Source organism: Streptomyces sp. NPDC002032 (assembly GCF_042890765.1).
GTDB lineage: Bacteria > Actinomycetota > Actinomycetes > Streptomycetales > Streptomycetaceae > Streptomyces.
Genome location: NZ_JBIASM010000003.1, coordinates 465,612 through 479,451 on the forward strand (window position 1 = coordinate 465,612; position 13,840 = coordinate 479,451).

At 71.7% G+C, this 13,840-nt stretch carries 13 protein-coding genes and 1 tRNA gene; 5 read left to right on the forward strand and 9 right to left on the reverse strand.

What is annotated here, in order from left to right:
* Positions 1-52: 52 nt before the first annotated feature.
* Positions 53-1,207 carry a 4-hydroxyphenylpyruvate dioxygenase gene (gene hppD, locus ACFYYT_RS10270; RefSeq protein WP_351826972.1) on the reverse strand — a complete coding sequence of 385 codons (1,155 nt, stop codon included), beginning with the start codon at positions 1,205-1,207 and terminating at the stop codon, positions 53-55.
* A gap of 129 nt (positions 1,208-1,336) precedes the next feature.
* Here hppD and ACFYYT_RS10275 point away from each other — a divergent pair, with 129 nt between their 5' ends.
* From ACFYYT_RS10275 to ACFYYT_RS10290, 4 genes are all read left to right on the forward strand, one after another.
* On the forward strand, positions 1,337-1,807 hold the full coding sequence (locus tag ACFYYT_RS10275; RefSeq protein ID WP_351826974.1) for an Lrp/AsnC family transcriptional regulator: 471 nt from the start codon (positions 1,337-1,339) through the stop codon (positions 1,805-1,807).
* A gap of 81 nt (positions 1,808-1,888) precedes the next feature.
* Complete coding sequence (locus tag ACFYYT_RS10280) at positions 1,889-2,500, forward strand: helix-turn-helix domain-containing protein (RefSeq protein WP_351826976.1); 612 nt, start codon at positions 1,889-1,891, stop codon at positions 2,498-2,500.
* Positions 2,501-2,742: 242 nt separating this feature from the next.
* Complete coding sequence (locus ACFYYT_RS10285; RefSeq protein WP_351826978.1) at positions 2,743-2,958, forward strand: hypothetical protein; 216 nt, start codon at positions 2,743-2,745, stop codon at positions 2,956-2,958.
* Complete coding sequence (locus ACFYYT_RS10290) at positions 2,955-4,259, forward strand: MFS transporter (protein ID WP_351826980.1); 1,305 nt, start codon at positions 2,955-2,957, stop codon at positions 4,257-4,259. The genes ACFYYT_RS10285 and ACFYYT_RS10290 overlap by 4 nt, the downstream gene beginning before the upstream one ends.
* Here ACFYYT_RS10290 and ACFYYT_RS10295 read toward each other — a convergent pair.
* The 6 genes from ACFYYT_RS10295 to ACFYYT_RS10320 form a co-directional block, all read right to left on the reverse strand.
* Entirely contained in the window at positions 4,189-4,995 is an 807-nt protein-coding gene (locus tag ACFYYT_RS10295; protein WP_351827012.1) for a S16 family serine protease, read from the reverse strand. The genes ACFYYT_RS10290 and ACFYYT_RS10295 overlap by 71 nt on opposite strands.
* A 117-nt stretch (positions 4,996-5,112) precedes the next feature.
* The gene (locus tag ACFYYT_RS10300; RefSeq protein WP_351826981.1) at positions 5,113-5,754 is read right to left on the reverse strand and encodes a helix-turn-helix domain-containing protein; all 642 of its coding nucleotides are present in this window, start codon (positions 5,752-5,754) and stop codon (positions 5,113-5,115) included.
* Between the two features lie 629 nt (positions 5,755-6,383).
* Positions 6,384-8,168: a DEAD/DEAH box helicase gene (locus tag ACFYYT_RS10305; RefSeq protein ID WP_351826982.1), complete on the reverse strand. Its 1,785-nt coding sequence runs from the start codon at positions 8,166-8,168 to the stop codon at positions 6,384-6,386.
* A 120-nt stretch (positions 8,169-8,288) separates the two neighbouring features.
* Complete coding sequence (locus ACFYYT_RS10310; RefSeq protein ID WP_351826984.1) at positions 8,289-8,705, reverse strand: type II toxin-antitoxin system death-on-curing family toxin; 417 nt, start codon at positions 8,703-8,705, stop codon at positions 8,289-8,291.
* Entirely contained in the window at positions 8,702-8,923 is a 222-nt protein-coding gene (locus ACFYYT_RS10315) for a hypothetical protein (RefSeq protein ID WP_351826986.1), read from the reverse strand. The genes ACFYYT_RS10310 and ACFYYT_RS10315 overlap by 4 nt, the downstream gene beginning before the upstream one ends.
* A gap of 34 nt (positions 8,924-8,957) precedes the next feature.
* On the reverse strand, positions 8,958-10,460 hold the full coding sequence (locus tag ACFYYT_RS10320) for an MFS transporter (RefSeq protein ID WP_351826988.1): 1,503 nt from the start codon (positions 10,458-10,460) through the stop codon (positions 8,958-8,960).
* A 170-nt stretch (positions 10,461-10,630) separates the two neighbouring features.
* On the opposite strand from ACFYYT_RS10320, the gene ACFYYT_RS10325 reads away from it, so the two are divergent.
* Positions 10,631-10,705 (forward strand) — tRNA-Cys (locus ACFYYT_RS10325).
* Positions 10,706-10,763: 58 nt separating this feature from the next.
* Here the strand turns inward: ACFYYT_RS10325 and ACFYYT_RS10330 are convergent.
* Together ACFYYT_RS10330 and ACFYYT_RS10335 are read right to left on the reverse strand one after the other, a co-directional pair.
* Positions 10,764-11,459 (reverse strand): hypothetical protein, encoded by a 696-nt coding sequence (locus ACFYYT_RS10330; protein WP_351826990.1) that lies wholly within the window; start codon positions 11,457-11,459, stop codon positions 10,764-10,766.
* Positions 11,460-11,491: 32 nt separating this feature from the next.
* Positions 11,492-13,840, reverse strand: coding sequence for a hypothetical protein (locus ACFYYT_RS10335; RefSeq protein ID WP_351826992.1), 2,349 nt, complete (start codon positions 13,838-13,840; stop codon positions 11,492-11,494).

A 13,840-nucleotide genomic window follows, 5' to 3' on the forward strand; every position in this document is an offset into this window, starting at 1 on the left:
GGGGCGGGCGTCTCGCGGACCGGCGGACCGGCGGTCCTGCGGTCCTGCGGTCCTACAGGTTGCCGCGCTTCTCCTGCTCGCGCTCGATGGCCTCGAACAGGGCCTTGAAGTTGCCCTTGCCGAAGCCCATGGAGCCGTGGCGCTCGATCATCTCGAAGAAGACGGTCGGCTTGTCCTGGACCGGCTTGGTGAAGATCTGGAGCAGGTAGCCGTCCTCGTCGCGGTCGACGAGGATCTTCAGCTCGCGCAGGATCTCGACGGGCACCCGGGTCTCGCCGGCCCACTCGCCGAGCGTGTCGTAGTACGAATCGGGGGTGTCGAGGAACTGCACGCCCGCGGCGCGCATCGCGCGCACGGAGGCGACGATGTCGTTGGTCGCGAGCGCGATGTGCTGGACGCCCGCGCCGCCGTAGAACTCCAGGTACTCGTCGATCTGCGACTTCTTCTTCGCGATCGCCGGCTCGTTGATCGGGAACTTCACCTTGAGGGTGCCGTCCGCGACCACCTTGGACATCAGCGCCGAGTACTCGGTCGCGATGTCGTCGCCCACGAACTCCTTCATGTTCGTGAAGCCCATGACCTTGTTGTAGAACGCCACCCACTCGTTCATGCGGCCGAGCTCGACGTTGCCGACGCAGTGGTCGATCGCCTGGAAGGTGCGCTTGGCCGGCGGCTCGACGATCGGGGAGGCGGCGACGAAGCCCGGCAGGTAGGGGCCGGTGTAGTCGCGGCGCTCGACCAGCGTGTGGCGGGTCTGGCCGTAGGTCGCGATGGCGGCGAGGACGACCGTGCCGTGCTCGTCCTTGACCTCGTACGGCTCGTCCAGGCCGCGGGCGCCGTGCTCGACGGCGTACGCGTACGCGGCCCGCGCGTCCGGGACCTCGATGGCGAGGTCGACGACGCCGTCGCCGTGGTCGGCGACGTGCTCGGCGAGGAAGCGGCCGTGGTCCGTCGTCGCCTTGATGACCGAGGTCAGCACGAAGCGCGCGGCGCCGTTGGTCAGGACGTAGCTGGCGGTCTCGCGGCTGCCGTTCTCCGGTCCGGAGTAGGCGACGAGCTTCATGCCGAAGGCCGTGGAGTAGTAGTGCGCGGCCTGCTTGGCGTTGCCGACGGCGAAGACGACGGCGTCCATGCCCTTCACCGGGAAGGGGTCCGCCTCACGCGCGGTGTGCGGGGTGGTTTCGAGGTTCGCCAGAGACTCAGTCATGACCGCAGAGTCCCGCCCTTCCACAAGCTGCGCAATAGTTTCCATTTCTGCTGTACAGAATGACCAGCGCAGGCGCAGGATGGCTGAAAGATCTGCGCAGTATGACCAGCCGATCGGGGGAAGGTTTCCATGGGTATCGACGAACTCGACGGCCGCCTCATCGTGCTGCTCGCGCGCGAGCCGCGGATCGGGGTCCTGGAGGCCTCGCGCCGCCTCGGGGTCGCGCGCGGCACGGTGCAGGCCCGCCTGGACCGGCTCCAGTCGAACGGGGTCATCCGCGGTTTCGGCCCGCAGGTCGACCCGACGGCGCTGGGCTATCCGGTGACGGCCTTCGCCACGCTGGAGATCAAGCAGGGCCAGGGTGCGGACGTACGGGCCCACCTGGACGGCGTACCGGAGGTGCTGGAGCTGCACACGACCACCGGGCAGGGGGACATGCTCTGCCGGCTGGTGGCGCGCTCGAACGCGGACCTCCAGCGGGTGATCGACCGGGTCGTCGGCTTCGAGGGCATCGTGCGGGCCTCGACGGCGATCGTGATGGAGAATCCCGTGCCGCTGCGGATCATCCCGCTGGTGGAGCAGGCGGCGCACGAGGGCTGAGCCATCCCGCCCCGGGAGTTCCAAAGAAGACGTTGCAAAGAAACCCTTGCATAGGATTCTTTGCAACTCTACTGTTGAGCCATGCCCGAGAAGAACGCCTCGTCCGGCGCCCCGCAGCAGCCGCCCGCGGACGAGCCCAACGTCCGCACCCTCGACGCCCGCTCCCTGCGCGGCCTCTCACACCCGCTGCGCATCCGCCTCCTCGGCGCCCTGCGCCGCGAGGGGCCCGCCACCGCCTCCCAACTCGCCGAACGGCTGGGCGAGTCCAGCGGCGCCACCAGCTACCACCTGCGCCAGCTCGCCGCGCACGGCTTCGTAGAGGACGCCCCCGAACACGGCAAGGGACGCGAGCGCTGGTGGAAGGCCTCGCACGACGGCACGCGGTTCGACGAGTCGCTCATGTTCACGGACGACCCCGAGACCAGGGGCGCGGCGGACGTCTTCCTGGGCGAGATCATGAAGATCCACACGCAGGAGCTGAGCGCCTGGCTCGGCGAGGCGCGCACGTGGCCGCAGGAGTGGCTGCACGCCCACGACCTCAGCGACTTCACCCTGCGGCTAACGCCCGGGCAGAGCCACGAACTGATCCACAAGATGCACGAGCTGGTCAACAGCTACCGCGACCTGCCGGAGTCCGCGGACTCCGAGACGGTCCGCGTCCACACCCACGCCTTCCCGCGCCGCACGCCGTAACCGGCCGGATCCCCCGCCCGCAGCCCGCAGCGGCCGGGCGGCGCCCGACCGCCGCCCCGCCGCCACGCTGCCCCACGCGCCACGTCCGTACGGCCCGCGCGTCACTGCGCCCTGCCCGCGCGCCGGCCCGGCGGCCACCCCGGCGCACCCGTACCCGCGCCATCGCCCGTGCCCGCACCCGCACCCGCACCCGCACCCGCCCTACCCGCATCCGCACCCGCATCGAAGGAGCCGGTCCTGCCATGCACGCCTTCCCGCACACCCTGATCCACGCCGCCCGCACCGCCGAACTCGCCGCCGAGGCCGCCTCCTGGCGCCTGGCCCACGAGGCCGCCGCCGCCACCGCCCCGGCCGCCCCCGCCCTGCGCTACCGCCTCGGCGCGGCCCTGATCAGCGCCGGGGTGCGGCTGCTGGAGCCGGCCCACCTCCACGCCCGCGTCCAGCAGCGCGCGGCATGAGCAGGCGCCCCTTCGCGGCGGTGCTGGCCGCCAACACGATCTCCATAGCAGGGACTTCCCTCACCCTGATCGGCGTCCCGTGGTTCGTGCTCCAGACCACGGGCAGCGCCGGGCGGGCCGGCGTCGTCGCCTTCTGCGCCACCCTGCCGGTGATCGTCGCCGCGCTCGCCGGCGGCCCGGTCATCGACCGGATCGGCCGCCGCCGGGTCTCCGTCGCCTCCGACCTCATCTGCGGCCTTGCGGTCGGCGCGATCCCGCTGCTGCAGCACGCGGGCCTGCTGGATTTCTGGATGCTGTGCGCGCTGATGGCCGTCGGCGGTCTCGTGCACACCCCGGGCCTGACCTCCCGCGCCGTCCTGCTCCCCCACCTCGCCGAGCACGCCGGCACCACCCTCCCCCGCGCGGCCAGCCTCTACGACGCCGTCTCGCGCGGGGCCCGGATGATCGGCGCCGCCACCGCCGGGCTGCTGATCGCGTTCCTCGGCGCCGAGACCGTACTGCTCCTGGACGCGGCCACCTTCGCCACCTCCGCCCTGCTGGTCGGCGCCTTCCTGCGCGGCGTCCCGGCGGCCGAACCCCAACCGGCCCTGCAGAAGGCCTCGTTCGCCTCCTACCGCGCCGAACTCGGCGAGGGCTGGGCTTTCCTGACCCGCTCCCGGCTGCTGACCGGGGTCACCCTGATGGTGATGGTGACCAACGGCCTCGACCAGGGCTGGGGCGCCGTCCTGCTGCCCGTGCACGGCCGCGAGGACCTCGGCAGCGCCGCCGGCGTCGGCCTGATGATCTCCCTGTTCGGCGGCTCCGCCCTGCTGGGCGCCCTGCTCTACGGGGCGTGGGGCGAGCGCCTCCCCCGCCGGGCGGTGTTCGCCGCGGCCTTCCTCCTGTGCGGGGCGCCCCGCTACGTGACGGCCGCCCTCACCGACACCCCGCTCCCCCTGGCCGTCGTCATGGCCCTGTCGGGCCTGGGAGCCGGGGTCCTGAACCCGATCCTGAGTACGGTGATCTACGAGCTGGTGCCGGAGGAACTACGCAGCCGGGTCTCGGGCGTGACCACGGCGGGCTGCGAACTGGCCATGCCGCTCGGCGGCCTCGCCGCCGGCCTGCTGGTCGACGCCCTCGGCATCGCGCACGCCCTCCTCGCCTTCGGCGCCGTCTACCTCGCGGCCACCCTGACCCCGCTCCTCTTCCCCGCCTGGCGCGGCCTCGACCGCCCCCCACCGCCCCAGCCGCTCAGCAGGACGGAACCGCCCCGTTCCGGTTCAGCGCCCGCAGCGAGTCCACGGCCCCGCTCAGCGAGCTGACGGGAATCAGCCGCAGCCCCTCGGGCAGCTCGGCCTTGGCGTCGGAGCACTCCGCCTTCGGGACGAGGAAGACCGTCGCCCCGTCGCGGCGTGCGGCCTGGGTCTTCAGGCCCACTCCCCCGACGGCGCCGACCGTACCGTCGGCCGCGATGGTTCCCGTACCCGCGATGGTGCGCCCGCCCGTGAGGTCGCCGCCGCTGCCGTCGCCGTCGAGCTTGTCGACGATGCCGAGGGAGAAGAGCAGTCCGGCGCTGGGGCCGCCGACGTCGGCGAGGTTCAGGTCGACCTTGACCGACTTGGGGTCCTTGTGGAGGAAGCCGAGCGCGGCCTCGGCGGCGGACGACTGGGACTGTGTCATCTCCTCCAGGTTGTGCCGCTCGATCTCCTTGTCGCTTCCGCCCGACGGATAGACGGCCCCCTTCGGCATGACCGCGCGGCTGGTGTCGAACCAGTCGCCGAGCAGCTCGGGCAGGGTCACCGTGGAGGAGGGGCCGGTGGCCTGGATGGTGGTCATCCGCAGCTGGCCCTTGGTGTCCCGGGCGGGGGCGCCGGCCACGATGATGACGGGCTTGCCGTCACGGGCGCCGAGCACGTCGGCCGTGAGGCCCGGCTGGGCGATCACGAAGGGCAGCGGCGCGAGGGCGGCCACGGCGAACAGCGCGGCCACGGGCAGGGCGCAGACGGCCAGGGCGGCGGGACGCGGCAGACGTGTGAGGCGAGAGAGCACCCCGCCAATCTATCGGGCCGCGTGCCCACGCCGTCCGAGCCGGGCCCCGCCACGGCCGCGCCGACGACGACGGTCGTCGGTGGCGCCGGGCGGCGGTGAGCCCGGGCAGCAGTGGCGCCGGGCGCTCTAGCGCAGGGCGTCGGCGACCTCGCGGGCAGCGTCGACCACGCGCGGGCCGACCCGCTCGGGCACGGCCTCGGCCAGCATCACGACGCCGACGCTGCCCTCCAGCCCGGTCACGCCGACCAGCGGCGCGGCCGCGCCGCTGGCGCCCGCTTCGAGTTCTCCGTGGGTCAGCGTGTAGCCCGGCTCGATGAGCGTGCCCTGACGGGCGGCCAGGATGGCCCGCCCGGCCGCGCCCCGGTCCAGCGGGTGGCGGAACCCGGCCCGGTAGGCGACGTGGTAGTCGGTCCAGGTCGGCTCGACGACGGCGACGGCGAGCGCCTCGGTGCCGTCGACGAGGGTCAGGTGCGCGGTCGCGCCTATGTCCTCGGCGAGCGAGCGCAGCGCGGGCAGGGCCGCCTCCCGCACCAGCGGGTGGACCTGACGTCCCAGCCGCAGCACACCGAGCCCGACGCGGGCCCGGCCGCCGAGGTCCCTGCGGACCAGGGCGTGCTGTTCGAGGGTCGCGAGCAGTCGGTAGACGACGGTGCGGTTCACACCGAGCCGGTTGGACAGCTCGGTGACAGTCAGACCGTGGTCGGTGTCGGCGAGCAGCTTGAGGACTCTGAGTCCTCGGTCGAGAGTCTGGGAGGTCTCCGCGGTCACGACGCCTCTCCCTCTCTTTCGGTGGGCGGCGGTGACTCTCGCGGGGTGTAGCGCTGCCGGTCCCACGGCGACGCACGGAGAGGCCGCCGGTAGCGGCCAGGGCACCGGCTGCGCTCCCGCGGCGGCGCTGCCACGGGGCGTTCGATGCGGGGACAGTAGCGAGCGGGTCCGCTCAGCGGAAGGCCTCGTCCAGAATCCGGTCGCCTGCTGCCGGTTTGCGCCGCTTTCTGCGCACGGGCGTGCCAATTCGTAATGTTCCTCAGACGAAAACCGCTTTACAGGCCCCTTACGCTGATCGTGTTCAAAAAGATGTTTGGGGGTGGGCAGGGCGTTCGGCGCCATGTCCACGTACGCCGATCGTCGACCACCACACCGGCACCGGCGCCGCCGGCTCCACCACCAACGCCGGTGGCCAGCTCGCCGAGACCGGCTCCGACGCCGCCACCAGCTGGGCCCTCGGCGCCGGCGGTGTCGCCCTCGCCATGGGTGCCGCCCTGGTCGCGGGCACCGGCCGCCGTCGGCGCGTCGGCGCCTGAACCTAGGCCCAGGCAGTCACACGAGGACGGGGTCCGTGCGCAGCCGCGCACGGACCCCGTTCCGCTTCCCGGGGGCACACCCCCGCCGACGCGCTACCGCATGCGCGTCGCCCACTCCTGCACCTTCTTGATCCGCTCCCGCAGCTGCCCCGCCGTCGCCTCCGCGCTCGGCGGCCCGCCGCACACCCGGCGCAGCTCGGTGTGGATCACCCCGTGCGGCTTGCCGCTCTGGTGGACGTACGCGCCGACCATCGTGTTCAGCGACTTGCGCAGCTCCAGCAGCTCCTTGTGCGACACCACCGGACGCCGCTCGGCGGGCAGCTCCAGCAGGTCCGCCTCGGAGTCCGGCTTGCGCCGGCTGTGCGCGATCTGCCGCGACTGCCGCTTCTGCAGCAGCATCTGCACCTGGTCCGGCTCCAGCAGCCCCGGGATGCCGAGGTAGTCCTGCTCCTCCTCGCTGCCCGGGTGCGCCTGCATGCCGAACTCGGCGCCGTCGTAGAGGACCCGGTCGAAGACGGCGTCGGACTCCAGCGCCTCGAAGGACATCTGCTCCTCCTCGCCGGTGTCCTCGTCCTCCTGCCGGTTCGCCTCGTCCATCTCCTTCTCGGACTCGGCGTACGGATCCTCCTCGCCCTTCTTCTTCGGCTTGTCGAGGACGTGGTCGCGCTCGACCTCCATCTCGTTCGCGAAGCCGAGGAGGTAGGGGATCGTCGGAAGGAACACCGACGCCGTCTCGCCGCGCCTGCGCGATCGCACGAAGCGGCCGACGGCCTGCGCGAAGAACAGCGGGGTCGAGATCGTCGTCGCGTACACGCCGACCGCCAGGCGCGGTACGTCGACGCCCTCGGACACCATGCGGACGGCGACCATCCAGCGGTCGTTGTTCGCGCTGAAGGCGTCGATGTTCTTCGAAGCCCCCGTGTCGTCCGACAGGACGACGGTCGCCTTGGTCCCGGTGATCTCGCGGAGCAGCTTGGCGTACGCGCGCGCCGAGTCCTGGTCGGCGGCGATGACGAGTCCGCCCGCGTCCGGGATGCCCTTCCTGACCTCGGTGAGCCGCTGGTCGGCGGCGCGCAGCACGTTCGGCATCCAGTCGCCGCGCGGGTCCAGCGCGGTGCGCCAGGCCTGCGAGATGGCGTCCTTGGTCATCGGCTCGCCGAGGCGGGCCGCGATCTCGTCGCCCGCCTTGGTGCGCCAGCGCATGTTGCCGCTGTAGGAGAGGAAGATGACGGGCCGCACGACCCCGTCGCCGAGGGCGTTGCCGTAGCCGTACGTGTAGTCCGCGGAGGAGCGGCGAATCCCGTCGTTGCCCTCCTCGTACGTGACGAAGGGGATCGGGTTGGTGTCGGACCGGAAGGGCGTTCCGGTCAGCGCCAGCCGGCGCGTCGCGGGGTCGAAGGCCTCCAGGCAGGCCTCGCCCCAGGACTTCGAGTCGCCCGCGTGGTGGATCTCGTCGAGGATCACCAGCGTCTTGCGCTGCTCGCAGCGGTTGCGGTGGAGCATCGGGCGCACGCCCACACCCGCGTACGTGACGGCGACCCCGTGGTAGTCCTTGCTCAGCGGCCCGGCCGAGTACTCGGGATCGAGCCGGATGCCTATCCGGGCCGCGGCCTCCGCCCACTGCTTCTTCAGGTGCTCGGTCGGCGCGACGACGGTCACCTGCTGGACCACGTGGTGGTGCAGCAGCCAGGAGGCGAGGGTGAGCGCGAAGGTGGTCTTGCCGGCGCCGGGGGTCGCCACCGCGAGGAAGTCCCGCGGCTGCGTCTCGATGTACCGGGTCAGGGCACCCTCCTGCCAGGCGCGCAGCTTGCTCGCGGTGCCCCACGGCGCACGGCCGGGGAAGGCGGGTGAGAGGTGGTGGGAGGCGGTAGTAGTCACGGTCTCCGGTTCGTCTCAGTCACGGTCGCGGTCGTACGTAGGACAACCGGGCCACCTTACCGGCCCGGGCCCGCCCCTTCCGGAGGGACAGGCCCGTGACCTCGGCGGGTGCGGCGAGCGTCACATCGCGGCCGCCAGCGCGCGCAGCCGCTCCGCGATCACGGCGGTGTCCGCCTCGTGCCCGGCCGCGACATCGATGACCAGCGCGTACGCGCCGTCCTGGTCCACCGCCGCCAGGTCGACCCCGTTCACGGCGAGGAAGGTGGCGGCGGCCAGCCAGGCCGTCCGCTTGTTCCCGTCGACCAGGGGGTGGTTGGCCGCGATGCCGTGGAGCAGCGCGGCCGCCTGCTCGTACGGGTCCTCGTACGCGGGCGTCCCGAGCATGCGGGCCCGCGGCCGGTGCACGGCCGACTCCAGCAGCCCGGGGGCGCGCAGCTCCACGGGCTGGTGCCGGGCCAGGCAGGCGTACCGGGCCAGGTCGAGGACCTCGGCGAGGGTGAGGTGGCGCACGGGCCGGGCGGCGTGGGGCGCGCTCACTGGCCGAGCCTCTCCAGCAGCGGGGCGTGCGCCCGGGCGAGCCGCGCGGCGGCCTCCCCGACGCGCTCGCGCTCCGCGCGCAGGTGTTCCCGTACGGCGTCGAGCACGAGCTCCTCGGGGGTCCGACCGGTGGCGTCGGCGAGGTCGCGGAGCTCGGCGAGCTCGGCAGCGGAGAGCCCGGCGCCGGAGAGGGGGAGGGAAGGGTTCAGCGGGTCCATCGGCCGAACCTAGCCGCTCCCGCCCCACCGCTCCTCAGGATTTCGGCGCCGAGGATCCTGCGGGAGCCGCAGGATCGAGCCGGGTGGCGACCCACGCCCCCGCCAGCGCGACGACGGACATCGGCAGGAACACCGCCAGGAAGGCTCCGGGGTGCGCGGACCCGGCCCCCTCCGCCAGCGCGTGCCCGGCGCCGGCAGCCCCGGCCGCACCGACCGCACCGCCGCCGACCGCACCGCCGCCGAGCGCGGCGAAGGCGGCGCCGACGGCGGCGAGGAGCACCACGTTCGCGAGGGCGTCGGAGATCTGGAGCGCGGCGGAGTTCGCCCCGGCCTCCTCGGGCGCCGACAGCTCCAGCAGCAGCACGCTGGTCGGGCCGATCACCAGCCCCATGCCGAGGCAGCCCACCCCCCAGGCCAGCGCCACCGACCAGACGGGCACCGACTCGATGAGCACCGCCGGGGCGGCCGCGATGGCGAACGCCACCATCACCATCCCGATGACCATGAGCCGCTCCCGGTAGGGCGCCATCCGCCCCTTGGACTGCACCCAGGAGCCGGCCGCCCACGTGACCCCGCCCAGCGCGAGCGAGAAGCCGGCCAGCGTCGGGCTCAGGCCCCGCTGGGTGACCAGCATCAGCGGCACGAAGCTCTCGGCCCCGATGAAGGCGCCCCCCGCGACCCCGCGCAACAGCACCACGGAGGGCAGTCCGCGCCGGGCCAGGTACGTCCCGCGCGGCATCAGCCCGCGCACCGCCGGCACCAGCAGGGCCACCCCGGCGATGCCCGGCAGCAGCGACAGCCACCGCAGGTCCTGGGCGGCGTACTGGAGCAGCCCGGCGCCCAGCGAGATGCCGAACGCGAAGCGGATCCGGCGCCGGTCGAAGGCGGCGGGCGCCCCGGGGTCCACCGGCCCGGAGGCGGAGCGCCGGATGGCGGGCAGCGCCACCACCAGCGGGACGACGACCAGGGCGGGGATGCCGAGGAACACCCAGCGCCAGCCGAGGTGCTCGGTCACCGACCCGGCGGCGAGCGGCCCGACGATGGACGGCACCACCCAGCTCGCGGCGAAGGCGGCCATGATGGCGGGCCGCAGCCGCTCCTCGTACGCCCGGCTGACCACCACGTACAGGGCGACGATCACCAGCCCGCCGCCGAAGCCCTGCACGGCCCGGCCGAGCACGAACACCCCCATGACCCCGGCGGTCCCGGAGCACACCAGCCCGGCGGCGAAGGCCCCGATGCCGACGGTCAGCGGGCGCAGCGGGCCCTGCCGGTCGGCCCACTGGCCGGACAGCACCATCCCGAAGAGGCTGGTCGTGAAGTACGCGGAGAACGCGAAGGCGTACAGCCCGACCCCGTCCAGCTCCCGCGCGGCGACGGGCATGGCCGTCCCGACGGCGGTGGCCTCGAACGCGATCAGGAACACCACGGAGATGATCCCGACGCTGAGCGTCCGGTACGCCGCCCCGAACACGCCGCCCGGCGGAGGAGGCGGGGCGGCGGCGGGCACGGATATCCGGGGTTCAAGGGCACTCATCGCCCCAGAGTAAGCGGCACGGGCCGGTTACGCCCCTGTCATTTGGCCGGACTCCCCCTCGTCCCCGGGACCTAGGACTGTGAACGCCACATGGCAGTCACATTGCACCCCGCCCATCCCCCTTCCCGCCCCGGCCCACCCCCCGTAGCGTCATCTCTGCACCCCAACCCAGCCGTGTGCCCGAGTGGTTGAGGGACTCGCCTGCAAAGCGAGTTACGCCGGTTCGATTCCGGTCACGGCTTCCACGCCGAAACGCCGTCCAGCAAGCACCGCGCTGGACGGCGTTCCGCATGCCGGGCGGGGCTAAGAGCTCGGGCTCGGACCGCCGCCGGGGGAACTGCTCGCGTCCTTCGCCTCCGGCGCCGCGAGTTGCCCGGCCTGCGCCGGGATCCCGGCGTCATTGAGGCAGCCGAGCTCCTTGGCAACCGTCAGCGCCGCAGCGTGGACGGCTGCCAGGTAGTCCTGGCCGAGGACGGCCGGGCCCTTGCTGTTGCTCCGGAAATCCGAAAACTGCGCCGTGACCTGGAGCGGGACGTCCCGGGTGGCGCCCACACGTGGGCTGACGCAGTCAAACGACAGGTCGACGCCCTTGCCCACCCCAGCGACCCGCGGTGCGCCGGCCGGCAGCCCGGGGAGATCCGCCGGGTCGGCGGCGTACTTGCTGAAGGCGGTGAACATCACCTGCGCCCGGGGTACGTGCCCGTCCCTGTCCACCGTACCGACGACCTCACAGACCGATTGGGGCTGCTCCCGGATCCTTTTGCCGGACCGGTAAGCGTCCTCCATCGTCCGTGCGACGGCCGCCACGTCCGGGTTCCTCCGAGCCTCCCGGACCTGGAACTCCTTCGATTCGAGGATGCGCTCGACCGCCTTCGCTCCTTCGTCCGGAAAGATGCCACCGCACACCTTCTGCACGGGGAACGTCTGCGGGGCGGTCCGAGGCACCTCCTCCGCCCCCCCGCCGGAGCAACCCACCAGCATCAGACCGAAGGCTGCCAAGCCCAGGGGCGTTCGCCCTATCCAGCCGGCTCTCACTTGTCGCTCTTGGTCTGAGATTCATGACCCTGCTGGCGGGCGACGGAGTTGCCGGTCTCGTACCCGAGACGCATCGACTCGATGAAGTCGTTTCCGAAGTCGCTCGCGGTATCGACGTTGTGACGAGCCATGAACTTGCGCATCGGAGCTTCGGCGCTGTGCTCTCCGGCCTGGAACATGGCTTTGTTGCTGTCGTGTGTCTTTCCGTCCTCCTTGTCCTTGTGCTCCTCCTTGGCCTCGTCCGACCACTCGCCGATGACGTCGGCCGCGGCCTGCTCGACGGCTCCGCTGCCCACGTCTATGGCCAGGGGCACGATGACCGCCGCCGCGCCGGCCGCGGCCGCCGTGGCAGGCAAGAACGCCACCCCTGCCGCGATGGCCGCTGTCGTGCCGAACTCGACCCATGTCGACTTCTGTTCGTGGGCCTTCTCGTACTCCTCGTGCGCCTTCTCACCCAAGCCCTGGACCTGGCCTGCTCTGGACTCGTCGAGGATGCCCTGGACCTCTGCAGTGGTGCGGATCGTCGACCGGGCACGACCCTCGTCGATTTTGCCGTCGTGTTCGGCCTGGCTCTCCAGGACGCTTGCAGCGTAGACACGCTCGGCGGTGGACACGGTGGCGTAGGCATCGGGGTGCTGCCCGAGGGCCGCGAGCAGATCGCGGGCACCACTGCGCTCGAACACCACGTGGGCCTGCCCGTCGCCGTCCCGCACGGCGAAGACACCGTTTTCAGAACCCATGCCTAGGGCTCTGTTGACGTCGTCGATGTACCCCGCCGTCATGTTGCCCAGACTGTCTGCGAGGACCTCCTGCCGCTTGAGCAGGCCTGGATCAGCGCTGTATTTGTCGGCGACGGCCTTCATGACATCAGCGCCCGTATCGGTCCGGTGCAGCTCGGGCTTGGGGTCGTCCCACGCGTGTCCGAGGGTGGCCGCCTCCAGGGCGTGCCCCAAGGCATCGGGCATGTACTTCTGGACCTTCTTCAGGTCGTCGGGGTTCGTGCCCTCCATGTCGATGGTGTAGTCGTACTTCTCGTTGGTGAAGAAGTCGAGGTAGTTCGTGATCGGCTTGCCCTTGGCATCCTTGCCCAGGTCCGCGACGCCCGGCTTCACTGTGCCGTCCTGGTTGTAGGCGTGCGGCGGGGTGTCCGGGTCGAAGAACTGGGCTGCCACCTCCGGGCTGTGGCCCATCGCTTCCAGGAAGCTGACCACCGGGTCGTAGCCTGCGCCGTTGACGCCCGAGGGGTTCAGCAGGTTCTTGCCGAGGCCGTCGAGGCGCCGGGTCCCGTTGAAGAAGTCTGGGTCCTTCGCGTGGATCTGGGTGGCGTGCTCGGCGATCGGCACCAGGAACTTGGGGTCGTAGTTCCCGTACCGCATGATGCCGCCGAGCAGCTGGTATCCGTAGGGCGGGTTCTGGTCGTACTTGACCAGCGGGATGTGCTGGGTGCCAAGCTTGCGCAGTTCCTGGGCGTAGACGTCGGAAAGGTGGGGCTCGGAAGTCGACCTGGTCGCCGTGGCGAGGTTGAGGCCCAGGTTCCTCTGGAGTTCCTGGACGTCCTTGAGCCGCTGCTCGTCGACCTTGCCCCACTCCTGGGTGTCGGTCGACATGTACCCGAAGAACTGCAGCGCACCCTTGGGGCCGAGCCCCTGGTAGAAGCCGGTCGAGAACTCCGCCACCTTGGCGTTGTCGGCGAGCAGCTCATTGAGTTCCAACAGCTCGGCGTGCGAGAGGTCCCGGCCCTTCTTCGCGAGATCTACGGCGTGCCCCGCCTGCTCGGCGGCGAGACCGGCATACTTGGGTCCGCTGAAGTCGTGGTCCTCGGCCACGTTGGCGGCCAGCAGCCGTGCGAGCGACTGGTCGGTGTCGTCGCAGGCGTCGATGGCCGCGTCGATCTTCGCTTGCCACTGGGGCAGGTTGACGCGAATGGATTCCTGGTAGTCGGGGTCGTGCCTGGCGGCGTAGCGCTCCTCCTCGCTCACCAGGGGCACGACATGCACCTTCCCCTTGGCGTCCACCCGGAATCCGGCAGCCGGTGCCTCCTCCTCGGCGAGCTTCCTGAGCTGGTCGCGCGAGGTCTTGAAAACGGCGTGGGCCTGGGTAAGGGCATGGTGCACCCCCTTGGCCTCCTTGGCGGCGTCCTCGAACTCCTTGGCCGTCTTCGCCACGAACGGCCGGGCCACACCGGCGGTGACCCCGCTCCACTCGGCCTTGTCGGCCTTGGCCTTCATGCCGTTGCGGGCGGCCTCGGCGAGCTCCTCCAGCTTGCCGGCCATCGTCTGCCAGTCGGTGGCGGCCGTCTGGAGCTTGTCGAGGGGGGTGTTCAGCACGTTCTCGTACGTCAGCAC

Excerpts from the sequence above, each read along its gene's own strand:
- ACFYYT_RS10315 (WP_351826986.1), bottom strand. The coding sequence starts at position 8,923 with ATGGACCCGCTGAACCCTTCCCTCCCCCTCTCCGGCGCCGGGCTCTCC.
- ACFYYT_RS10290 (WP_351826980.1), top strand. The coding sequence starts at position 2,955 with ATGAGCAGGCGCCCCTTCGCGGCGGTGCTGGCCGCCAACACGATCTCC.
- ACFYYT_RS10275 (WP_351826974.1), top strand. The coding sequence starts at position 1,337 with ATGGGTATCGACGAACTCGACGGCCGCCTCATCGTGCTGCTCGCGCGC.
- hppD (WP_351826972.1), bottom strand. The coding sequence starts at position 1,207 with ATGACTGAGTCTCTGGCGAACCTCGAAACCACCCCGCACACCGCGCGT.
- ACFYYT_RS10320 (WP_351826988.1), bottom strand. The coding sequence starts at position 10,460 with ATGAGTGCCCTTGAACCCCGGATATCCGTGCCCGCCGCCGCCCCGCCT.
- ACFYYT_RS10285 (WP_351826978.1), top strand. The coding sequence starts at position 2,743 with ATGCACGCCTTCCCGCACACCCTGATCCACGCCGCCCGCACCGCCGAA.
- ACFYYT_RS10280 (WP_351826976.1), top strand. The coding sequence starts at position 1,889 with ATGCCCGAGAAGAACGCCTCGTCCGGCGCCCCGCAGCAGCCGCCCGCG.